This is a genomic window from Paenibacillus sp. J22P15 (assembly GCF_056269345.1).
The window spans coordinates 22,616-45,815 of the sequence record NZ_JBWDNT010000009.1 but is presented as its reverse complement, the minus strand read 5'-3'; the positions used below and the strand labels follow the sequence as shown (position 1 = coordinate 45,815).

Below are 23,200 nucleotides of genomic sequence, written 5' to 3'. Positions count from 1 at the left end.
GTACAGCCCCATTCCTCACACTTTTATGTAGCCTCTCTATTTTTGGCAAATGTAATGGTAATTATGTATAAAATTGCTGCGCTTTCTCATAAACAAAAAACCACAACCTCTAAGAGGTTGTGGTTAATCGCAAATATTATTTTTTGCTTAGGATCTCATCTATTTCGCTTTTCAGTAATAGATATCTGTGGACGCTGCGATTAATCGCAACCTTAGTCAGGTTATGCTTTAACACATATACCTTCATCTGGTCCTTTGTCAGACCCAATAGGTCACCAGCTTCAGTAACAGTTAATACAACCTGCTTGCTAGTCGCATTAAATGTTTTTTTTACCTTTTGATCCCAGTCTTCAAATACTACCTGCATATTTCCGACTCCTTTATCAAGTCAATGGTCTTTATTGACTGCACCTCTTAATTATAACACGAACAGCCCTATAATCTTAGCCTCATATAAAATTTTTCGATTTAATCCATGCTTTTCATCAGAGTATACAAATAATCAACTGATCGCATCGCATACTCGACACGAATAGGTTCTCCATCTTTCAATAAAACTAAGCACGGCACACTCGTAATTTTCCATTCATTTCGCAGCTGAGGCGCATAATTAATATTTATTTTATACAAAGTGACAGGGACCTCGGCAGCGTCCACGATTTCAAGCATTCGCTCGGCCACTTTGCATGTTCCGCAAAATGGTGATGAAAACAGGAGCGCATCCTTTCCATTCCCTATCCGCTTCAGCTTTAGCCAGTCTTCTTCTTGGATTTCTTGAATTGCCATCATTCTTCTTTCCTTTCTGCCCGAATAGACGGTCGTTCAAAAGCATATCGTATTTTTCATTGTAGCATGTACGCCGTTTATGAGCAGGGTAATGAACAAAAAAAATGATATAATAAGAACATAAATTCGCTTGGGAGACTATCTCGTCATGAAACTAATTGATCAATTAAATGTTACAGAGTGGCACACCCTTTTCAATTCTCGTACGGAATCTCTGTCCGACCATACCCGTAATATCGCTTATGTGCACAATGCCTTGGCAGCGATTAAACAAATAAAACCAGAGCTATCACCTGCCCAAAGCAGCTTGTTTGATTTGCATGCTCATCTTCATGTACTTATGCTGCTGCTTAACCTTATTCCGAATCAAACGGGGCAAACCAGCTCTTTTATCGGCTTTCATACATATAGTGCTATTTCCGAAGTGCAGCTTGCTATTCATGATCTGATGCAGATGAAGCCAGATTCTACCGATGTTCTCGATGATTGGCAGCGTGTAATAGAGACGCTTGCTTACCTGCGGCAGCTTATGCTTCTGGAAACTGGTGCTAAATCTTATTTTTCCGACCCTTATTTCGTGCTTTGGCAAAACTGGACTATTCCCGCTCAGACCGATACGAGCTTATGTCTAGTAGAACTGGAGCAGTTGAAAGCGGCAGCTCAGAAGCTTGGCTCATCAGTTCCTCGCTACTCCTTGCTGCTAGCTGAGCTTTGGATGAACTTTTATTTGCAACGTGATCAAGAAGCATGGAGCAATCTTACTGAAATGACTAGAAAGTCTGAGCTTCGTCCCAATGACCTATTCCACCTCTTATCCGCAATGTCGGAAGGAAGAGAATGGGAGCGTTTAGCAAGCTGGCTGCTCGAAACCACGCCTCATATAGAACGACAGCGCTCGAGCAGCTTAGAAATCTTTTATCGCTACTGGGATCATGTTATCGAACATATTCCCGGCGCGGAGACGCAAATGTGGGAGCCGCTTATTCAGTCGCTGCCTTATACAGGTTCTATTTATGAAGAAAAATTGCTCCATCATGCCAAATGGCAGCAGTGGGTCGATTATCAGCTTAGCAAGGGAAGCGAGCCGCTTGACTATCGCGTCAGTGTTTTGGCGCCCATTGAGAAAAACTCGCCGGAGCTGCTGCTTCCCTTCTATCATCAGGCTGCGGAAAGATATGTGCTGCTCAAAAACCGACCTGGCTACAAAGCAGCTGTGAAACTGCTCAAACGACTCGCTAAGCTGTACAAAAAACGTAAAGAGGAAGAACGCTGGGAGTCGTTTATTACCGCATTCGCTTCACGACATAGCCGGCTGCGCGCGCTTCAGGAGGAGCTTCGGAAAGGAAAACTAATACCATGAGCAAGTATACAAAAACGATCAAGGTCCATGTTAGCTTAACGACGCATGGCGATGCACTACTATACGGTGTGAGCAGTACAGATGATTACCTATCAGGCGTCACACTGAAACAAAACCTATTCGCATGGCATACGGCTTCCTTCTATGGGACGGAGCTTGAGGTGCAGCAGGTTCAAGGACTGGAGCTTGTGCTGCTTCCTGCCGAGCAGGTCATATCTTTTTTTGCAGAAAATAAGGTGCTAGAGCACGTGGAATGGATATGGGAGGAGCAAGCGGGACTTTTAGTTAAGCTTGCGCCCTTGCTGGCTGCAGAAATCGATAGCAAACGCTATATTCCCAGCTTCTCTGCCTTCCGATCAGGAAATCTGCAATGGAGCTGGGATCACGCTGCGTTGCAGCAGCAAATCCAATCGGCGGTCAAGGCTGCACACGAAGATGACAGCTTTCTTGAAGGTTTGCTTGCAGCTTTCTCTGCTGCCGTATTTGATGTCTATTATGGATCGGAAACGAATGCGGCTGATTTGCGAAGGGAATACCCGCTGCTATTTGCCAAGGAGCGTGCCTCAACTGCTGGTTTAGATGCACAGGCATGGTTGATCTCGATTGGTTGGAAAGCCGATCAAGCGCCATTTCGCCCTATGCTTCAGCTGGTGGAACCGACGGATATGGATACGCCGTGGCAGCTCAAGCTTATTTTGCAGGACAAGCTGGATCAAGCGGTTATTGTGCAGGTAAGGCTATCGGGTACAGGCGAAGCTTTCGGCTCATGGCCTGCATCTTGGTCAGTGCCCATACGAGAGCGTTCTGCCAGCTGGCTGGATCGACTGCGCGCATGTCTGCCGCATGATCGATTCGCTGGAAACCATGAAGATATTTTGAACGCGCCTCTCGAAAATGATGCCGCGTGGCGCTTCCTAGCCAAAGACAGTCCTCGGCTCCTTACCGCAGGCTGGCAGGTTCTGCTTCCTGCTTGGTGGGAAACCGCAAGCCGCAAGAAGCCGCGGCTTCGTGCAAAGGTCATCACTCGTGCTGAAAGTAAGGGCGAGTCATTGTTTGGACTGGATACATTGATTGACTTCGATTGGCGAATTGCGATTGGCGAGACGGACCTCACCGAATCTGAGTTTAATGAGCTGGTTGCCCGTAATGAGCGTCTTGTGCGCTTCCGAGGACAATGGATCTCACTCGATCCCGCCTTGCTCGCACAAATTCGCAAAGCGATGTCCGGCATTGACCGCGCCGAGGGCTTATCCTTTCAGGATGTGCTTCAGCTGCATCTGCTGGGAAGCGGTAATAACGAAGGGGACGAGCAGCCCGAACAGGATGTAGAGCAAGATAGCCGCATTCAACTCGAAGTCGAGCTGAACGAGCATCTGATGACGCTCGTCAGCCAGTTGAACCAGCGAAGCGATCTGCCTCTACTAGCTGTGCCTTCCGGACTGCGTGCCGAGCTTCGTGCTTATCAGCATGAAGGCTACGCTTGGTTATCCTTTTTACGACGATTCGGACTTGGTGCTTGTTTAGCTGATGACATGGGTCTCGGCAAAACGATTCAGCTCATCGCTTATTTGCTCAATCTCAAGGAGAGCGCGGAGCAATCCGCACATCAAACGCCTTCGCTTATTATTTGCCCTACCTCGGTACTCGGCAACTGGCAGAAGGAGATCAATCGCTTTGCTCCTTCTCTTCGTGTCATGCTGCATTATGGAAGCAGGCGAAACGGAGGAGAAACTTTCCTTGAGGAAATCCAGCACGCGGATGTCATACTTACCTCATTCGCAACGGCTACGCTTGATCAAGAGCTGCTTAATGAGATTAACTGGTCTACGATTTGTTTGGATGAAGCACAAAATATTAAAAACGCGCAAACCAAGCAGTCCGCAGCCGTTCGCAGCTTTACTGCCAAGCACCGTATTGCGCTTACCGGAACCCCTATCGAGAATCGCTTATCGGAGCTGTGGTCTATCTACGATTTCATGAATCCAGGATTTCTGGGCAGCGCTCACGGCTTTCAGCACCGTTTCAGCAATCCGATTGAGAAAGAGCGTGATGTAAAGCGCACCGCAGACTTGCAAAAGCTGGTCAAGCCATTCATGCTTCGCCGCAAGAAGAAGGACCCTGCCATCCAGCTTGATTTGCCGGATAAAAATGAGATGAAAACGTATATCCATCTCACCGCCGAGCAGGGAGCGCTCTATAATCAAACCGTTAATCAGCTCATGGACCGCATGCAGAAGCTTGAAGGCATTGAACGAAAAGGCGCTATTCTATCATCCATTATGCAACTGAAGCAATTATGTGATCATCCTATGCTGCTCACGAAGGAACCTATCGTCGATAGCTCTGCGCCAGATGGAGAGCAAATCGATACAGAGAGGCTGATCAGCCGTTCCGCTAAGCTAGAGCGCTTGCTCGCCATGGTGAAAGAGCTGCGAGACGAGGGAGAACGCTGCCTCATCTTCACGCAGTATCTTGGCATGGGGGAGATGCTCCAGAAGGTGCTGGAGCAAGAGCTTCAGGAGCCGATTCTGTATTTGAATGGCAGCACATCCAAGCTTGCGCGTGACCGCATGATCGAGAAATTCCAATCGAATGAATTGCCGCCAGCCGAGCAGCCTAATGTGTTCATTCTGTCGATCAAGGCTGGCGGAGTTGGGCTTAATCTGACAGCCGCTAACCATGTATTCCATTTCGATCGCTGGTGGAATCCGGCTGTAGAGAACCAAGCAACCGATCGGGCTTATCGCATGGGACAAACTCGCGACGTTCAGGTGCATAAATTCATCTCGCTTGGCACGCTGGAGGAGCGCATCGATGAAATGCTGGAAAATAAGCAGCAGCTTAGCGAAAATGTCATCGCAAGCTCAGAGGGCTGGATCACCGAGCTTTCAACGGATGAGCTGAAGGAGCTGTTTACTCTGCGGCAGGATTGGAGCGATTCATAACAATCTGCAAACTTTCTGACTTGCTCCGAATCGACCTGTGTGCTACACTGGTGCTAATTTAAATGAACGGAGGGTTACGTGTGATAGACTATATCCGAGTTAGGTCTTTGCGCAGCTGCTAATTGAATAGCGCCAAAGCTCTGCCTGTGTGCAGAGGACTCAGGATAGGTCTGTCCATTTGAAGGTAACCCATATAACTAGAATACGTCGATGAGAATAGGGAGCATCCCGACTCGCGTATTCGCCTTTAGAGCGGAAACTCCATACGTGTATTTGTTTTTTACGCCTATGGAAGGCCAACAATCCATAACAATAAGGGATATTGGGTTCCTTATGGATTTTTTTGCTGATTCCCTTCTACCTATACGGTGAACACAGGCAGAGCTGCCTGTGTTTTTTTATTTTATAAATTATCGTAAAAGGATGATGACTAATGGAACAACCTAAACAAAAGGCAATTATCGTCGGTGTTCAGCTTCAAAATCAAACTGACTTTGCTTACTCTATGGAGGAGCTTCGAAACTTAGCTGCTGCCAATAATATCGAGGTCGTCGACGAACTAAGCCAGAAGGCAGCACGCATCAATCCAACTCACTACATTGGGACCGGCAAAATTCAAGAGCTGCTAGCGCTATTGGAAGGGCATGACGCGCATGTCGTTATTTTCAATGATGAGCTCTCTCATTCCCAAATTCGTAATTTGGAAGCTGCTTTGGAGCGAACGGTCATTGACCGGACGATTCTTATTCTCGATATATTTGCAGAGCGCGCCAAAACAAGAGAAGCCCAGCTGCAGGTTGAAGTCGCACGGCTTCAATACATGCTGCCGCGGCTCGTCGGACTTCGCGCATCTTTAGGACGGCAAGGAGGCGGAGCCGGGCTCAAAAATAAAGGTGCCGGCGAGACGAAGCTTGAGCTGGACCGGAGACGGATCGAGGAGCGAATCACCGCTCTACAAGTCGAACTTGAGAAACTTGTCGCCCGCCGTCAAATCCAGCGGAAGCAGCGGCAGAAGAACGAAGTTCCTGTCGTCTGTCTCGTGGGATATACGAATACGGGCAAATCAAGCTTGATGAATGCTTTGCTTGAGAAATATAATCCTGAGACGACCAAGCAGGTATTTGCTCAGGATATGTTGTTTGCAACGCTTGAAACATCGGTTCGAAGCATTGATCTGCCTGACAACAAATCATTTTTGCTCACGGATACGGTCGGTTTCGTAAGTCAGCTCCCCCATCACCTTGTCAAAGCTTTCCGTTCCACTTTGGAAGAAGTGACCGAAGCGGATTTACTAGTTCATGTCGTCGATTACGCCCATGAAGATTATGAGCAGCTTGTTGCGGTCACGAACCAAACGTTGAAGGAGCTGGGTGCTTACGATCTTCCAACGATCTATGCTTTCAACAAATGTGATTTGACAGAGCATGCTTATCCAGAGGTGCGCGACAACAACGTCTATCTCTCTGCCAAAAAGAATATTGGTTTAGATGAGCTTATTCAGGTCATTCGCGACCAAATATACGACGACTATATGGAATGCGAGCTGTTGATTCCGTTCAGCCAAGGCCGCTTGGTCGCCTACTTTAACGAGCATGCGCATGTACAATCTACGGAGTACGAAACAGAAGGCACACGCATGAAGCTAGAATGCCGCGTATCCGATTTCGAGAAGTATCGCACTGATGTAACTGTGCTGCAAGCAAAATAAACAAGGATGCCGCATCATAAATCGAGGCTGCCCCATGGTTAGTTTATAACCATGGGGCAGCCTCTTCTCCATTTTACAATGCTATTCCTTGCGATCTTGCGGGTGAGACTCCAGTACAAGCTCAGCTGCCTTCGCATTGGCTTCAACCTGAGCTGCATCCTTGCAGCCGGGAATAACAGCCGTTACTGCCGGATGCTTCAAGCACCATGCAAGTGCCCAACTTGCCATATCAACACCCTGCGGTACTTCTTCACGCTGAATTCTCTCTACTTCTATCAGCTTAACCCGCGTATTCTCTGCATCGTGCCTGTGACGTACATCGGTATCGCCAAATACAGCGCCCGGCTTATATTTACCGCTCAAATAACCGCTCGCCAGTGGAACACGTGCTAGCACACCAAGGTCCTGCTGCTCACAAGCCGGAAACACTCGCTCTTCGGGCAGACGATCGAGTCGATTATATACGACCTGAATGACGCGGGCATTTACTTTGGATGATGCTTCTGTTTGATGAAGATTGTCATTGCTGCCGATCGATGTCCCAAGAAACCGGATTTTCCCAGCTGCGATTTGCTTATCCAATGTCGTCCACAGCATATCGTTATCGAAAGCTTGGTCTGGCCCCGAATGGAATTGATAAAGATCGATGTAGTCCGTCTTCAATGCTTTCAGTGAAGCATCAAGCTGCGCAACCACGCCTTCGGCATCAAAAACATCGGTACGCGTGAAGCGCTCGTGAAAATGATGTCCAAACTTTGTTGCGATGATCCAATCCTCGCGATTGCGGCGACTGATATAATCTCCAATGAGTGACTCGGAGAGATGATCGCCGTAGCATTCCGCGGTATCGATCAAATTAATGCCAAGCTCCTGACCTTTGTCGAGAATCGCATCGACTTCGTTCTGCGAATACTCCCGTCCCCATTCGCCGCCAAACTGCCAAGTTCCAATTCCGATAACCGATACATTCAAATCTGTACTGCCGAGTCTTCTATATTTCAAGATCAACACTCCTTTTCGAATGATCTATTTCCTGTCCTTTTTATTTTAGCATTTTTGTCCATCTATAAGAAACAGCAGGGAAGCAATTATACATAGGCTAAATAGAATCAAGTATAGAACAGGCGCCCCTAAGTGATCGACGACAAGTCCCCCCATCATATTGCCAACAATGCCGCCAAGTCCCAATGTTACAGCCGCATACACCGTTTGCAGCGTAGCTTTTGTTCCATCGGTAGAGTAGCTCTGTACGATTTCTACAGCTGTGCCTGCAACAAAGGCGAACGCAATGCCATTCATCAGTTGAACCGCCAGCGTTAAAGTAATGTCAGCGAAAAGGAACATAGCAAAAAATTGAATGCTATAAATGACAGCAGCTAAACTTAGCAGCTGATATCTGCCTATTCTTTTGCTTAGCTTGGTCGCTACCCAGAACATCGGCACTTCAATAATGGCAGCAATCGCATACGCGCTTCCGATCCAACTCTTATCAAAGCCCATTTCTTTGAAGTATAACGGTAAAAAGTTCATATTAATGGACGCGGACATCATCATTAGCATGCTCGTTGCTACAAATATCATAAATGGCTTATTCCGAGCGACCTCACCCATTTGACCGAATAATGTCACTTTTCTACGTGTAAGCTGCGCTTTCGGAAGCATCATAAGTGCCAAACAGACCGTTAGACTTACGACTAAGTAATAAATAAAGATATCATCGTAACCGGTTTTTTCGTATAAAATACCCGTTACGAACGTTCCGATTGCATAGCTTAACGCTCCCCACAATCTCACGCTGCCAAATGAAAAACCTTTTTTGCTGGCGATCTCCACAGACATCGCATCACCAATCGGTCCGCCAGAGGATTGAAACCAGGCGAAGAAAATCGATAATACTATAATACCCGCAAGACCATCCATAAACTGAAATCCAAGACCGAGTACTGGAGCTGTAATCACGCATATCATGATGATTTTTCGGGGATTATTGATCCGATCATTAATCATACCCATAACGGGCTGAGCAACGACACTGACCAAAGCCCATAAAGATAAGATAAGACCTACAGTAGTATGGCTAAAACCTCGATCGCTGAAATAAAGACTTGTATATGGCATAATAACCGAAATGGCCAAATACCATAAAAAATAGTAGCCTGCTAGTAACTTCACTGATGCTTCTCCTCTCCTCATCTAATACAATCCTACTGTTTCGAACTCTTTCCTTACGTTTTTTTCTATTTCCTATGAACTAATCGTTATACTAGAACTAACCCTCATTGAACAGACAAAAGGATGCCGAAAAACGGAAGGATAACGGCTATGCAAGCCAGGGCAACAAATAGGCCGCGATTTTCTTTTTTATAACTCGGAAATAGTGAGATTAAAGCTGCGCCCCCTACTACAATCATGCTTACATAAAGAACGTTCCAGTTCCACTGTAGAGATAAATCTTGCAAATCCCCATGCAAAAAAGTGAATAATGAAGAGGCAGACGGGTCTTCGAACTCCCCCTCATGAGGCGGCTCCTGTACGCCCATATAAGCGGTCGTAATGAGTATGAGAAGTGCAACAATCGTCTCAGCTCGCAGCCACCATCGCAATCTGCTCTTATTTTGGCCTTGATCCGTAATTTTGGTTAAAAATCCGTTCATGAAGCCTAGTAGAATAAGCGGTAAAAACAATAGATGCTTGAGCAGCAGAGCCTCGCCGTAGTTAATTCCCCATGAGTTGATATAACCATCTACTAAAAGAGACATCATAATAAGACCAGCCACGATGATAAGGATTATACTGCATATCGCCATCGGTGTGTACCAGCGGACAAAAGCTTTCCAGTTCCAATCCCCTTTCGTAAACCAAGCAATAATGATAAGAACGCCAAGCCAAAGCGATACGGCTGCGACATGAACGGATTGAGAAAGAACTCCCCAAGTAGCAGAGAAGCCCGCTGGATGGCTCGCCCAGCCGTGAGCTAGAATGCTCAAGCACCATAGTAAGGCTAAAGCCCATTTCGTTACTTTTGCCTGCATGCTCATTAACTGCGAGACCATGTACATCAGCGTACAGATGACAAGGTTCCACACCCATGCATTTCCATACGAGTAATCTTTCACTACGATAAGTAAAACCTGAATAAATGGCATGTTCTCTGCAAAATCACGCAGCACAAGTGCCGACCTTAGTATCGACATAAACGAAAATAGCGGAATACCTAATAACGCATATTGAAATAAATCAAAGGTGTTTCTCAATTGCGGCTTAGACTTCTCTGGTATAAATTGAAGTAAAATAAAACCTCCGGTCAAAGCAAAGGACAAATACAGCAGCGTTTCAAAGATGTAAATATACAATATGATCCACTCCACCTACCAGTTTAAATTCAAAAGTCATCATATCATAAAAGAAAACAAATGAATGCATGCTCATATGATATTTCTCTCTTATTATGAATTTATAATAAAAAACACTCCTGCGACGAGGAGTGTTCATGCTTGTGAGTATATTATTTTAAATTGAAACAACTTCAAATTGGCCTTCCAAGCCGTCCGTGCTGCTCGGCCCCACCCATACACGAAATGAGCCCGGCTCTACAACAAACTGTTCTTCGCTATTTTCAAAGCCCAAATGCTCTGCAGCGAGTTCAAACTCAACGGTCTGCATCTCTCCCGCTCTGAGCATGATTTTCTGATAGCCTTTCAGTTCCTTCACAGGTCTAGTAACGGAAGCAAATTCGTCGCAAACATAGAGCTGCACAACTTCTTCGCCGTCCACGTCACCTGCATTGAGAATACTCGCCCGTACCTTAATGCTCTCTTCAGCGGTAATCCTCTGCTTGCTGATAACCAGATCGCGGTATTCAAACATGGTATAGCTCAAGCCGTATCCGAAAGAATACAACGGCTCCACTTGATCATCCACATATCGCTTCAATTCAGGCCTGCCCGTTTTTTTGGCATTGTAATAGATTGGGATTTGCCCTGCATTTCTCGGAAATGTAACCGGAAGCTTCCCGCTTGGATTATATTGACCAAACAGAACGTCCGCCGTTGCCATTCCAGCCTGAGTACCGAGCTGCCACGTTTCAACAATAGCCGGAACATGATGCTGTGCCCACTCGACGGATAATGGCCTGCCATTTACGAGCACCAGAACGACTGGAGTTCCAGTCTCATGGATCGCTTTCAGCAGCGCCATCTGGCAGTTCGGGATTTCTAGGGACGTACGGTTGTTATTTTCTCCGCTCATGTTTGCCGATTCTCCAAGTACGACGATAGCAACCTCACACTCGCTTGCAACAGCTGCGGCCTCGATTAATTCTTTGTCTGTCCCCTCTGTCACATCGCAGCCCTTGGCGTACCTAATTTCCATACCGGATGTGGCCGAGGATCGAATCCCATCGACAACTGTAACAACGTCACTGTTCCTGCCTTGCCCGCGCCAGCATCCAAGAAGCGCTTCACGGTCATCAGCAAGCGGACCAATTACGGCTAACTTACGCACTGCCGGCTTCAGCGGCAGCACATTTCCCTCGTTTTTCAACAATACAATGGACTGGCATGCCATTTCACGAGCGGTTTGCACGTGACTTGGGGCAAGCAGAATCGTTGATTCCAGCGCAGGGTCTGTGTATGGCTGATCAAATAATCCCAATTGAAATTTCATTCTCAAGATGCGGGACACCGCATCATCAAGAAGTGCTTCCGAGATCGTGCCCTGTCTGACCAATTCAAGCAGATGGTTACCGTAAACCTGAGATTCCATATCCATATGAACGCCAGATTGGATAGCTAGACGCGCCGCTGCTGCTTCAGAATCAGCATTTCCGTGCTCCACCAATTCACCGATTGAATTCCAATCGCTTACGACAACACCCTCAAATCCCCATTCCTGCTGCAAAACCTCTTTTAATAGCCAACGATTGCTTGAGCATGGCACCCCGTTCAGCTCATTGAAAGCGACCATTATCGAACCTGCCCCTGCAGCGAGCGCCGCTTTAAACGGCGGGAAGCAAACCTCTCTTAACCGCCTAATCGACATATCGACTGTGTTATAATCCCGTCCAGCCTCAGCGAACCCATATCCTGCAAAGTGCTTAGGACATGCCATCATATGCGGCCGATTACTCCAATCATTGCGCTGAATACCCTTTACTCTCGCATAGGCAATATCCGAACCCAAAAAAGGATCTTCACCCGCCCCCTCCGCTATTCTTCCCCATCTTGGATCATGTGTAATATCCACCATCGGAGCAAGAATCCACTGAATACCCTCCGTCGAAGCTTCACGAGCGGCGATTGCCGCTGTTTCCTCAATTAATGCCATATTCCAGCTGCTTGCCTCTGCAAGCGGAATTGGAAATATAGAACGGTAACCGTGAATAACGTCAGCTGCAATAAGGAGAGGAATGCCAAGACGGGATTGCTCTACGGCGATACGCTGCAATTCATTTACTTTCTCTGCCCCTATAACGCCAAGCACAGAGCCGACTTTGCCCTCCTTAATTAACGTTAAGTCACTTTCTTGTTTGAAGCTTCCGATCTGAGTCATTTGCCCAACCTTCTCAGTCAGTGTCATTCGAGCCAATAGCGATGTTATTTTATGTTCTGTTTCTGGATGTTTGCCCGCTGCATTATCTTTAAGGGTGATGTCCATTTCTTGCCTCCTCCTGGCTTACTTATGACGAAGGACTTTTGCTGTTTTAAGCAAAAGTCCTTCCATTCCGTTATTTAGAAGCAAGCAGCTTCAAATAGTCCACTGATCGCTTAATGTCCTCTTTCATCGTGCGTACCGGCTGACTCTCCGCGTTATGCAGCAGCTCAAACGACAGCCAGCCGTTATACTCGGTTTCGGCTAGTGCTTGCATCAGCTTCTGCATGTTGATATCCCCTTCAAGGAGGTCTTCACTCGGAGTGCGTCCAAACTGGTTTCTTAAATGAAACGCATCGATTCGATCTGGATACTTCCGAATCCAGTCCGCCGGATCATACCCTGCTACATGCGCCCATCCCGTGTCCACACAAAGGCCGACATTTGGGCTAGCATATTCAATCACACTGCGCAGATCACCTTCTGCGTTATGCTTCTCATCCGCATGATTGTGCAGACTGACTTTGAGTCCCCACTCTTCCCCAATTAAAGCGATACGCGACAAATGCTCCCCTTGACGTTTGAATTCGTCCTCCGATTTCGGGAGTGCAACGCCCCATCCCCCTTTGGGATCAGCATTCACAACCAGATCGGTGCCGCCGGCCTTTGCCAAACGCTCAGCTAAGGGCTTCATTGTCTCTTCAAGAGGAATGACTTCCTCGTGTAAATTAAGTCCCATATAGGCACCGGATACGGATATGCCATATTTCTGAGCTAGGCTAATCAACTCCGGTTCCGGGTCAAATTCAACCGCGTTCAGTCCCGCTTCGGCACACTCTCGAAAAACCTCTTCCCACGAGAACTCTCGCTGGTCGTAATGATATCTTTCCTGCCAGCTATAGGTTGCTATCGAAAATCCTTTGATGATCATGTTTAGAATCTCCTTATTCTTTCCGAATGATAGCGAGCAATAATAGGGTCCTCCCAAGTTTCCAGATCGGAATCAGGAATTCTTCCTTCTCGCTCCATAGCATGGAGCACTTGCTGCATTCCTGCTTCCAAGGAGATTGCAGGCACAAATTCAGGCACATCTCGCAACAGCTTCTGCGCGCTATAATACGTATCATGTGCGAAAATCTCGCGGCATAAGTCAAATCGATTCGGATCGATTGCCAGCAGCTCATCCAAGCTTACTCCGACCATTTCCACTTCGCGGTTCAATATCTTCATTGCAGTACGGTGATAGTCTCCCCAGCTTACAAAGTCAGGTCGAACAAGATGGTATACCTCTCCGATACAGTGGGTTTTCCCGAGAATACTTGCAAATCCTCTAGCCGCGTCGGATACGTGCAAAAACTGATGCAGCGCCTTGCCTTCTCCGCAAACCAGAATCGGCTTCCCCTTGCGAATCCGATCGATCCAAGAAAAGTCCCAAGCCACTTGGCGAAGCATGCCTGACCTCGGCCCATAGGTAGTCGAGGGCTTCACAATCGTAACTGGAAAACCTTCCTCTGCATAAGCTTGGAGAAGTACTTGATCCGCATCCCCCTTGTTTTTGCCATAACCCGATATCGGCCTGAGCGGATGGTCCTCGGTCACAGGGAACGAATCGTATTCAATGCCATAGGTACATACGGTTGAGCATTGAATGAAATGCCCGACTCCACGGAATGCTTCAATGCTGGTTAAAGCGTCATCTGCCGAAAAACTGATCATATCGATGACAGCATCGAACTGTTCTTTTTTCATTCTATCGATAAAAGCACTTTTGTCATGTCGATCGCCAATAATGACTTTGACGCCTTCCGGAACATTTCCTCTGTTCCCTCGGTTGAAGCATGTCACCTCATACCCGAGCTCCAGCAACCTGACGACAATGCTCTCACTTATATTTCCAGTACCGCCTAGCACCAATACCTTCATGTCTGTATCACACTTCCTTATTCACATGCTATTCTACGCATTTACCGCATGTTGCGACGAAATGGATACCTTCTGAGAAACCCCTGTCTCCGCACATTCATAGATCGCTTGCAAACATTTCAGGTTGAATACAGCCTGCTCGTTAATGGTTGCACGGGATTCAATCCCTTTAACTTTCAAATAGAAGTAATAAAGTGGATGATCCATTACGGAGTACGGGCCATCATGAGGAATGAGGCTCTCCTTTGATTCTATTTGTCCTGCTTTATCCTTTTTGTAAACAACCTCATCCGTTTCAAAATAAGGCGACCATTTAACTGCACCCATCGTTCCTTCCAGCTCAACATGATGGTATGCCTCGCCATGGGTACACGATGCCCGCTCATACTGTACAAATACTTTTTTGCCATCAGACAAGCTGTATTGCAGCGTAGCACCGACATGCCCTTCAACATCGTACGTTGTATCTGTCGGATCAATTTCTGTAATCGGCTGGCTTGTCCAAGCGGTAACGACTTCAATAGACTCTGGATTTAGAAGATCATTCAAGACCGTAAGATCGTAAGGACCCCAATCCATTAGAATACCGCCGCCGCTCTTCACGCGATCAAGAAACCATTTACTTTCCGGCTGGTACTCGACACCAGCGCGTGAACGTTGGTTTCGATAAACGAAAGTCACTTTATACAGATCACCCAAGGTTTGCGTACGCAGCAGCTCTTTAACTTCCTCTGTCTTGGAGAGGCCAAGAAAACGGTCGCTGCAGCATCCGAGCATCCGGTTTTGACGCTTCGCCAGCGCTAACAGCGTTTCTGCCTCGTCAGCATTCATAACGAGCGGCTTCTCGCAAAGCACATGACGGCCGGACTCCAATACCATCTGTGACAAGGCGAAGTGTGTAACGGGAGGAGTACCGATAATAACGATATCATCCTCTTTCGCAGGCTCTGCAAGCATCTGCTGTGTATCGGAATAGGCCTCTGCCTCAGGAAATGCTTCTGTAAAAATAGCAAGAGTTTGAGCGTTCGGGTCTGCAACCTTCATCAAGATCGATTCCTCTGCGGAAAGCTTTCGAATCGCTTCCGCATGAAATCTGCCAATAACGCCAGCACCAATAATATAAATTCTCATCATATTCTCCCTTATTCCCAAGGCATCTTAGCTGGGAAGCCGATTTTTTCCATACGGAATGCTTCCTTCGCTTTAGGAGGCAGCTCGTCGTAGGTTTCTTGCGGTATTTGAATATAAGAGCCTCCGCCGTACCAGCTCTTACCAAAGATCATTGCAAGGTTCGTGCGGCGGTCGTTGGAACGGTTTGGTGTACCGCGATGCCACATTCTGATATCACGAATAACGATAGAGCCTGCTGACATAAATACCTTCTCAGAATGCATATATTCAGCTGCTCTTACGATATTGAGGTGCGGGTTTACACTGCCGTCAAGCGTATCATGATTCGCCCGATCAGGATTTAGATGCGTACCGCCAGGCCATACTTCAAGCGGTCCATTCTCCTCCGTTACGTCAACCAAAGGAATATTTACGACCAAGCTGAAGATTGGAAGGGGAATGGACAGATCCGGAAACAGCGGCATAATGTCGCAATGTACATTCTGATAGTCAGAACCCGGCATCGGAGTATCCGAAGCCAAATAGGTGCAGCGGCTGCCTTCACCAAGAATTTTGTCCAATACAGCCGTTGCAATCGAGTTGCTGATGACGTCCTCATCGATGTAAGGCTGCATGAAAGGAAGAAACATTTGTGCGCGGTTAGTCCCTGTGTTGTATCCTTTGCGTTCAATGAACTCGTCGAATAAAGGATCAAAGGATTGCTTGATTCGGGCAATTTTCTCTTCGCTGAGCACTTTATCGAACAAAACGTATCCGTTTGTTTTTACTTGTTCAACCGCGATTTCCAACGTCTCTGGGCTCAATTGTTTTGTAGCCCGTTCTTGTTCTGTCAATTGAATTTTCATTATGAATCCCTCCATTTAGTACTACTCCTTAACAGAGCCCAGCATAATGCCGTGAATAAAAAATCTTTGCAAGAACGGATAAATAACAAGAATAGGCAGCATCCCGATTACGATTTTTGCAGCATTCAATGTTTGGTTCGAAAGCTTCTTGAGGAGCTCGATCTTCTCTATTGAAGATACGTTTTGCATATTTGTCTGAACGACAAACTGCTGAATATACGTTTGCAGCGGATAATTTTCCATGCTTCGCATAAAAATCAGCCCGTCAAAAAATGAATTCCAATGGTTGACGATGCTAAATAGTGTAATAGTAGCCAGCGCTGGCGCGGAAAGAGGAATAAATATCTTCATCAACATATACCAAGGGCCCGCCCCATCAATATGTCCCGCTTCAGACAGCTCTTTAGGAATGCTTCGAAAAAAGTTGATTAACAGGATTACGTTAAATACAGGTACTGCCGTTGGAAGCACCAACGCCCAGATCGTGTCAAACAAACCCAAATACTTCATCAAAATATATAGAGGAATGATTCCTCCACTGAACAACATCGTTACAACGATGAACCACATATACGTATCACGGAATCGGAACTCTTTTACCTGACGGGATAGCGGATATGCCATGGATACGCATATCAGAAAGTTAATGGTGCCGCCTAACAGTACCCTTTTTACGGATACAATAAAGGAACCAAGAAAATTTTTATCCTTCAATATCGTGTCATAGGCAAAGGTATTGAAGCCGATCGGCCAAAAGGTGACTTTTCCCGCCGCTGCCGCCGCTTTATCACTGAAGGAAACCGCAACGGTATATAAAATCGGAGCCAATGATAGAAATGCAATGACTGTCATGAGCGTGTACAAACTGCCTATAGCTAGACGAGTCTGCCACGATTGGTTCCGAACCACCAATAATCACCCTCTTCTATTAAAAAATACGATAATTAGCAAATCTTCCAGCTAAGCGATACGAGATGACGATCAAGATCAAACCGATGACCGATTTCATTAATCCTACTGCTGTTGCTAGACCAAACTGAGCTTGCACAATACCGACACGATAAACATACGTATCAATAATATCTCCTGACTCGTATACGAGAGGATTGTATAGGTTGAAAATCTGATCGAAACCAGCATTTAATATGTTTCCAATGCTTAAAGTCCCGAGAAGCACGATCGTCGGTGCGATGCCCGGCAATGTAACATGTCTCAACTTCTTAAGCCATGTAGCACCATCGATTTCAGCCGCTTCATAGAGCGTTTGATTGATTCCGGTTAATGCTGCCAAAAATATAATGGCGTTAAACCCGAATTCCTTCCACACGTCACTGGTAATGACGATCCATGGAAACAATGTATTGTTCCCGAGAAACATAATAGGCTCCATCCCTAACGCTTGAAGGCCATTGTTCACCACACCATCAAGGGAGAGAAGGTCGATAATGATGCCGGATAAAATAACCCATGATAAGAAATGGGGTAAATAAACAATCGTCTGCACCCAGCGTTTGAATGCGAGTTTATTTACTTCATTTAATAAAATGGCAAAAGCAAGCGGAACTACGCTGTTGGCTATAATTTTCCAAAATGCGATATTTATCGTATTGAAAAAAATCGTTTTACTATCTTCCATATCGAACAAGTAAGTGAAATTCTCAAAACCTACCCATGGTGATCCGAGTAAGCCAAGGCCCATTTTAAAGTCCTGAAAGGCAAGGACAATACCAACCATCGGGATTACACTGAAAATGATGAGCAGGATCATTCCTGGTAATAACATAAAGTGATAGTGCTTCTGTGCAAGGAATTGTTTCATTTCTACGCCTCATTCCCTAGAGAAAAAGCCTGTGTTAACAAGCGCTGCTTCTTTCCACAGCGCTTATTAACTTTAGTAGACTATTTCAATAATTCTTCATCAATTTCTTTGATAATCGTAGTTCCGCCTTCGGTTTTCCACTTTTCGACGAATTCGTCGAATGCATCTAGCTCCAAGCTGCCAAGTACGATTTTGAAGAACGTTTCGTTCTCCATCTTCTGCAGGTTAGCCCATCTACGTTCCATCGTTTTGGTAGAAGTGTTGAATACCGGATCGGTCGCGTTCATTTCCAATTTCAGAACACCAGCACCCTCCAAGTACGCATGAGGCGCAGCCCATTCATCGGCGTTCGATTTAGGGTTTGCCTTATCCTTCAGCGCTTGCTCGTAAACTAGCTGCATTTCGCCGTCTAATGTTTTTGGATCGACTTTGCCTGCGAGCGCATCCACGAGAAGCTCATGCTTGATCGTTGCCGCATTTGGATAATCCGTAATTATCGTCAATGGCCACAAGGAATGACCCACTATTAGTTCTTTTTCCTTTTCACTAGGCGTGTGTGCTACTTGATCATACATATTGGCATAAACGACCGCTGCTTCAGGATGCTTGAATCCTTTCTTTACGACGAGGTATGACTGGGCTGCTGGCAGTGAAGCAATGTTGTATTCGCCATTCTCATCACCAATCATATAAGCTCTCCAATCCGCTTTCGGATCGTTCTTAACAGCACCTGTCAACGCCCATGGAGACCACCAAGGTCCGAAGAAAGCACCCGCTTTACCGCTTGCTACAAGCTCATCAGGACTTTTCCTTAGAGCAAACTCCTTATCAATAAGACCTTCCTTGTACATATCCCGAATAACGCCCAATGCCTGTTTCACTCCTGGCATCGTAGAACCGTACACCGTATTGCCTGCTTCATCTTTCACCCATGTTAATGGATACGATTTGAATGCGTTGAAAATGGCTTTAAAATCATGCAAGCCGCCGCCCTGAGCAGAGAGACTGACGTTGTTACCGGTTAAGCCGATCGTGTCGTCCGTGCCATTGCCATCAGGGTCCTTCTCTACAAATGCCTTCAGCATGCCTTTCAAATCCTCCACGTTTTTCGGAGGCTGCAGGCCTAGCTTGTCCAGCCAATCCTGGCGAACCCAAAGCATAGAAGGCGCATCAGCTTGAATGCCTACACTTGGCAATGCCAACAATTTCCCGCCATACGTTGCGGAGTCTATAACCTTATTGCCAGTTGCCTCATAAAACTTTTTGATTTCCGGCGTTACATATTTGTTGTACACCTCTGTCAAATCTTCAAGCTGATTCGACGCTGCCATAGCTCTGAACGTATTCTCATTGACAACCATCATGTCAGGAATATCATTGCTGGCAATCGCAAGCTGCATTTTTTGATCATAATCCGTAGCCGAGGCGTACCACATTACCTTTGTTTTAATGTTCGTTCTTTCGAATACATATTTCGTATACGCATTGTCCTCAATCGTTTCACCAGCAGCCATATTTAAGTCTGGAAGAACAGACTTTATCACTTTAACTTCTACTGGCTCCGGTAGACGAAACGGATCGATCGGCGTATTGTCAGCTGCCGGCTGATCTTCAGGCTTCGTTGTATCCGGGTTTTTATTGCTGCTGCATCCAGTAAATATGATAGAGGTAGCAAGTACTAAAGCAAGTAATTTCGAAATCTTCATTTCCCCCACCCTTTCCTACATCATTATGTGTTTGCGCTTTCATTATAAAATAAAAAGAACTCCCAGAGGGAGTATCTAGCGTCCTTAGAATCGTATAAGATCGTACTATTATGCACGTATTTATCGATAATAATGGATGATTCTGTTCTATTCACTGGATAATTGTATACTTCTCTTCTGCTGCTGGCGGTATTCACTTGGCGTCATACCGGTTTGTTCACGAAATAGTCTACTAAAGTACTTTTCATTGGGGTAACCTGTCTTCTCGGCAATTCGGATGATCGGCATGCCCGTTTGTGCGAGCAATTCCTCCGCTTTAGCTATACGCTGATCACGGATGTACTCATTAAACGGCTTTCCCAAAATATCTTTAAAGCACTGGCTAAAGTAACTGCGGCTCATATTGACCGAGCTCGCCATCTCAACGAGACCAATTTGCTGTGTAATATCTTGGGCAATTAAGTCTGCCGCTTTCAAGATACTATCCACGACTGGCTGGGAGTACATCGATTTATTCGTTAATTCAATCATACCCCTTCTTATTTCGCCAATCCATAGTTCCCATTCGTACCAGTACACTAAGCTGCCAATCCGGTTATTGAAGGATAAGCGATCCGTGGACAACGTCCGTTCCCATTCGCGCAGAGCAGAATAAAAAATACTGTCCAGCTTCTCCCTAGGCAGCATCATCTGCTTCAGCTCCGTTAAGAGACTCTCGAATATGGGGTCGTTGTTTACCCATACAAGCGATGACCACCGTCTATGCATTTCGAGAATATCATCATCAAATACAATGGGTCTGTTTTGCTGCTCTGAAACAAGAGATACGGAATAAATACGCTTACCATTCTCCAACTCATATAATAATGCTCGGTTTCGATATTCCCTCAGCCATTTGACGACCATCGTCTTGTCGACGCCCTCAAGATCTGACAATCTGACGATTACAATATGCGACTCTACTTGCAATCGCTCATGCATATCATCTCCCAGCAGCCAGTCATCATTCGCGCTTTCTCGAATCCATAGCCATAAGCCCTGCTCTACTTCCGTCAGATCGTCTCCTGACTTTATGGCCAAAGCTTCAGTCCATTGATCATCCTGCACAGGATTCAGAGATACTAAAGCAATGCCGCTGCCGCCATGGGATGCAATTAGCTCATTCTTCTCTGGCATGTACCGATTCAATGCATTTCGTTTCCCAGTTTCTTCGGTTATCCGTCCCATAATTCGTGTCAGAACGTCATCCATCTTTTCCTTTTCGAGCTGCACCTTGACGATATAATCAATAGCACCGAGCCGAAGCGCCTCTTGAATATACTCGAAATCCTGATGAAAGGTTAGAACCACTAGCCAAATATGTGGATAATGTATGCGGACTGCACGCATTAATTCAATGCCCGACATTACGGGCATGGCTAAATCAGTGATAACCAAATCAACATCATTATTCTCCAAAAATTGAAGAGCAGCCTCACCGTTTGCCGCTTCTCCAACAATCTTCAAGCCAAATTTCTCCCAAGGCATAAGAACGATCAGCCCTTTTCGGACCAATCTATCGTCATCCACAATCAGCACATTCAACTTATTCACCGTCTTTCTTCAAAGGAATTCTCATCAGAACAGTAGTGCCACCGGAATCATTATTCGTTATCTGAAGTTCAGCTTCCGATCCATAGCGAGAGAACAGAACCCGCTTAATGTAATTCATACCAATGCCAAAACCAACCTTTTTATTCTCGCCGCGTTCATTATGAAGAAGTTTATGAATGGTTTCCTCAGATAGACTGATTCCGTTATCTGCTACGGATAGAACGACATGCGAATCCCCCTCTAGTCTAACCTGGACATGGATGACCCCGTCATCGCCCAGTCCGTGGTACAACGCATTTTCTACAATAGGCTGCAAAATAAACCTTGGTATTTCCAAATCCTCAATAGAAGCATCGGCTTCGATTTGCACATCAAAACGAAAATCATACCGAATTTGCTGCAAATTCAAATATTCCTTTAACGCTCCGATCTCTTGCTTAATTGTCGTATCTTGCCCTTGCTTGTCTAAATTGTAATGAAGAAGCTTATTGAGCGATGTAGCAAGACCATCGATCTCGTCTTGACCATTTAAGCGCGCAATCCAACAAACCGTATCCAGCGTGTTATAGAGAAAATGTGGATTAATCTGATACATCAGCTTTTCAACTTCTAAATCTGCCTTCTTCTTCTCCGTTTGCTTCACCTCAGCAAGGAGCTCCCACACACGCCTGCGCATATTCCAAAACTGATTCAGTAAATGATCGAATTCAGGTATTTGAGTTTTTTTTAATTCTGAATGAAAGTTTTGGTTCGTAAGCTGCATAATTTCTTTGTTGAACTTCGTTAGCGGAACGTAAACCATTTTCCAGAGAATCCAACCGAGCAGCAGGCTGACAGCAATGGATAGCATGGAAAATCCGAAAAATTGTTTGAACCATTCTGATATTTCTTTGTTATACTCCAGCTGAGGGATGACCGATATTACACTCCACCCCTGATTGCTCACATTTTGAAACAAATAATATTCATTGTAAGGTGTCGGTTTGCCTGATAGATCGTTACCAGGGTATAGCGAACCAACGGGAAAATCAGCTGTATTCTCGCTATGGCTGATAACTCCCTTATCATTGACGATGAGATGCTTAACATTCATGCCCTTCTGGTTACTCTCTAAAATTTTCTGAGCAAATTTATAGCTCGTCTCCACGTATACGTAAACATCATCCTGGTCAAGGACATTGACTTGCCGGAAAACAGAAATGACATTGCTGTCATCGAAACGGTTCATTGATTTATGCGGACCATAATACGTGATTTTATCAAACTGCTGTAAGACCGGCAAATTTTCCACATTAAACTCTTCTTTTGTCGGAAAATTTTGAAACAAAAGACTTTTGTCGCTTTTTAAGTAATAAGCCATTAATCCTAATGAAGGATTTGAAAAGTTTATTATGTTTAGCTGCGTAATAAGCTCTTTCTCCAATTGCGATTTCTCGTATACGCTATCTTCATTTAAGTAGTCCCGTAAGCCGCGTCCTACATTCCCCTCGAAGGCCATCTGCTGCGTCACATAATTTAAGTTCGATATTGTATTTTCGAGCGAAAGCGCCACCTGCTGCAAATTATTCTGAACACTCGCCTCAATTTTATTGTTCAGCATTGCGTACATTTTGTAATACGACAGCGTTCCGATTAAGGACAATGGAATAAGTGAACTGGTTAAAATAATGATAAGCATTCGTTTTTTCAATGATAATTTCACTAATTTCCGGACGTTCAACATAAACCCTCCTCTCCTCATTTAAACACATAATAAACTACTTTCCGTGTATTAAATACCCTTTCCACCAACAAT

The 23,200-nt window shown here is 45.6% G+C and carries 18 protein-coding genes; 3 read left to right on the top strand and 15 right to left on the bottom strand.

The genetic code is table 11. The annotated features are described in order from the left end of the window. Positions 1-136: 136 nt before the first annotated feature. A complete protein-coding gene (locus AC0YN6_RS18785; protein ID WP_475748672.1) occupies positions 137-367 on the bottom strand; it encodes a DNA-binding protein in 231 nt (76 codons plus the stop codon). Between the two features lie 101 nt (positions 368-468). Further along, positions 469-789, bottom strand: coding sequence for a thioredoxin family protein (locus AC0YN6_RS18780; RefSeq protein ID WP_475748671.1), 321 nt, complete (start codon positions 787-789; stop codon positions 469-471). A 145-nt stretch (positions 790-934) separates the two neighbouring features. Here AC0YN6_RS18780 and AC0YN6_RS18775 point away from each other — a divergent pair, with 145 nt between their 5' ends. From AC0YN6_RS18775 to hflX, 3 genes are all read left to right on the top strand, one after another. After that, positions 935-2,146, top strand: a complete 1,212-nt coding sequence (locus AC0YN6_RS18775) for a hypothetical protein (protein WP_475748670.1) — start codon at positions 935-937, stop codon at positions 2,144-2,146. Then, a complete protein-coding gene (locus AC0YN6_RS18770; RefSeq protein WP_475748669.1) occupies positions 2,143-5,091 on the top strand; it encodes a DEAD/DEAH box helicase in 2,949 nt (982 codons plus the stop codon). Before AC0YN6_RS18775 ends, AC0YN6_RS18770 begins: the two co-directional genes overlap by 4 nt. A 433-nt stretch (positions 5,092-5,524) precedes the next feature. Continuing rightward, a complete protein-coding gene (gene hflX, locus AC0YN6_RS18765) occupies positions 5,525-6,799 on the top strand; it encodes a GTPase HflX (protein WP_475748668.1) in 1,275 nt (424 codons plus the stop codon). Positions 6,800-6,880: 81 nt separating this feature from the next. On the opposite strand, the gene AC0YN6_RS18760 is transcribed toward hflX, so the two are convergent. The 13 genes from AC0YN6_RS18760 to AC0YN6_RS18700 all read right to left on the bottom strand — a co-directional run bounded on the left by AC0YN6_RS18760 (position 6,881) and on the right by AC0YN6_RS18700 (position 23,128). Further along, entirely contained in the window at positions 6,881-7,801 is a 921-nt protein-coding gene (locus AC0YN6_RS18760) for an aldo/keto reductase (protein ID WP_475748667.1), read from the bottom strand. A 45-nt stretch (positions 7,802-7,846) separates the two neighbouring features. After that, positions 7,847-8,971, bottom strand: a complete 1,125-nt coding sequence (locus AC0YN6_RS18755; protein WP_475748666.1) for an MFS transporter — start codon at positions 8,969-8,971, stop codon at positions 7,847-7,849. Between the two features lie 104 nt (positions 8,972-9,075). After that, a complete protein-coding gene (locus AC0YN6_RS18750) occupies positions 9,076-10,152 on the bottom strand; it encodes a copper resistance D family protein (RefSeq protein WP_475748665.1) in 1,077 nt (358 codons plus the stop codon). A gap of 157 nt (positions 10,153-10,309) precedes the next feature. Continuing rightward, positions 10,310-12,454: a beta-glucosidase BglX gene (bglX, locus tag AC0YN6_RS18745; RefSeq protein WP_475748664.1), complete on the bottom strand. Its 2,145-nt coding sequence runs from the start codon at positions 12,452-12,454 to the stop codon at positions 10,310-10,312. Between the two features lie 70 nt (positions 12,455-12,524). Then, positions 12,525-13,319: a sugar phosphate isomerase/epimerase family protein gene (locus tag AC0YN6_RS18740; protein WP_475748663.1), complete on the bottom strand. Its 795-nt coding sequence runs from the start codon at positions 13,317-13,319 to the stop codon at positions 12,525-12,527. Between the two features lie 2 nt (positions 13,320-13,321). Then, positions 13,322-14,311, bottom strand: coding sequence for an NAD-dependent epimerase/dehydratase family protein (locus AC0YN6_RS18735; protein ID WP_475748662.1), 990 nt, complete (start codon positions 14,309-14,311; stop codon positions 13,322-13,324). A gap of 33 nt (positions 14,312-14,344) precedes the next feature. After that, positions 14,345-15,445 (bottom strand): Gfo/Idh/MocA family protein, encoded by a 1,101-nt coding sequence (locus AC0YN6_RS18730; protein ID WP_475748660.1) that lies wholly within the window; start codon positions 15,443-15,445, stop codon positions 14,345-14,347. Positions 15,446-15,453: 8 nt separating this feature from the next. Continuing rightward, the gene (locus AC0YN6_RS18725) at positions 15,454-16,287 is read right to left on the bottom strand and encodes a phytanoyl-CoA dioxygenase family protein (protein WP_475748659.1); all 834 of its coding nucleotides are present in this window, start codon (positions 16,285-16,287) and stop codon (positions 15,454-15,456) included. A 21-nt stretch (positions 16,288-16,308) separates the two neighbouring features. Beyond that, entirely contained in the window at positions 16,309-17,196 is an 888-nt protein-coding gene (locus AC0YN6_RS18720) for a carbohydrate ABC transporter permease (RefSeq protein WP_475748657.1), read from the bottom strand. Between the two features lie 19 nt (positions 17,197-17,215). Beyond that, on the bottom strand, positions 17,216-18,106 hold the full coding sequence (locus AC0YN6_RS18715) for an ABC transporter permease (protein ID WP_475748655.1): 891 nt from the start codon (positions 18,104-18,106) through the stop codon (positions 17,216-17,218). A gap of 80 nt (positions 18,107-18,186) precedes the next feature. Next, positions 18,187-19,812, bottom strand: coding sequence for an extracellular solute-binding protein (locus AC0YN6_RS18710; RefSeq protein ID WP_475748654.1), 1,626 nt, complete (start codon positions 19,810-19,812; stop codon positions 18,187-18,189). Positions 19,813-19,959: 147 nt separating this feature from the next. Next, on the bottom strand, positions 19,960-21,405 hold the full coding sequence (locus AC0YN6_RS18705) for a response regulator transcription factor (RefSeq protein WP_475748652.1): 1,446 nt from the start codon (positions 21,403-21,405) through the stop codon (positions 19,960-19,962). Continuing rightward, complete coding sequence (locus tag AC0YN6_RS18700) at positions 21,398-23,128, bottom strand: sensor histidine kinase (protein ID WP_475748651.1); 1,731 nt, start codon at positions 23,126-23,128, stop codon at positions 21,398-21,400. Before AC0YN6_RS18700 ends, AC0YN6_RS18705 begins: the two co-directional genes overlap by 8 nt. Positions 23,129-23,200 lie beyond the last annotated feature (72 nt).

What these genes read in the sequence shown, in the direction of transcription:
- AC0YN6_RS18785 (WP_475748672.1), bottom strand. Translation starts at nt 367, where the DNA reads ATGCAGGTAGTATTTGAAGACTGGGATCAAAAGGTAAAAAAAACATTT.
- AC0YN6_RS18780 (WP_475748671.1), bottom strand. Translation starts at nt 789, where the DNA reads ATGATGGCAATTCAAGAAATCCAAGAAGAAGACTGGCTAAAGCTGAAG.
- AC0YN6_RS18775 (WP_475748670.1), top strand. Translation starts at nt 935, where the DNA reads ATGAAACTAATTGATCAATTAAATGTTACAGAGTGGCACACCCTTTTC.
- AC0YN6_RS18770 (WP_475748669.1), top strand. Translation starts at nt 2,143, where the DNA reads ATGAGCAAGTATACAAAAACGATCAAGGTCCATGTTAGCTTAACGACG.
- hflX (WP_475748668.1), top strand. Translation starts at nt 5,525, where the DNA reads ATGGAACAACCTAAACAAAAGGCAATTATCGTCGGTGTTCAGCTTCAA.
- bglX (WP_475748664.1), bottom strand. Translation starts at nt 12,454, where the DNA reads ATGGACATCACCCTTAAAGATAATGCAGCGGGCAAACATCCAGAAACA.
- AC0YN6_RS18740 (WP_475748663.1), bottom strand. Translation starts at nt 13,319, where the DNA reads ATGATCATCAAAGGATTTTCGATAGCAACCTATAGCTGGCAGGAAAGA.
- AC0YN6_RS18735 (WP_475748662.1), bottom strand. Translation starts at nt 14,311, where the DNA reads ATGAAGGTATTGGTGCTAGGCGGTACTGGAAATATAAGTGAGAGCATT.
- AC0YN6_RS18730 (WP_475748660.1), bottom strand. Translation starts at nt 15,445, where the DNA reads ATGATGAGAATTTATATTATTGGTGCTGGCGTTATTGGCAGATTTCAT.
- AC0YN6_RS18725 (WP_475748659.1), bottom strand. Translation starts at nt 16,287, where the DNA reads ATGAAAATTCAATTGACAGAACAAGAACGGGCTACAAAACAATTGAGC.
- AC0YN6_RS18715 (WP_475748655.1), bottom strand. Translation starts at nt 18,106, where the DNA reads ATGAAACAATTCCTTGCACAGAAGCACTATCACTTTATGTTATTACCA.
- AC0YN6_RS18710 (WP_475748654.1), bottom strand. Translation starts at nt 19,812, where the DNA reads ATGAAGATTTCGAAATTACTTGCTTTAGTACTTGCTACCTCTATCATA.
- AC0YN6_RS18700 (WP_475748651.1), bottom strand. Translation starts at nt 23,128, where the DNA reads ATGTTGAACGTCCGGAAATTAGTGAAATTATCATTGAAAAAACGAATG.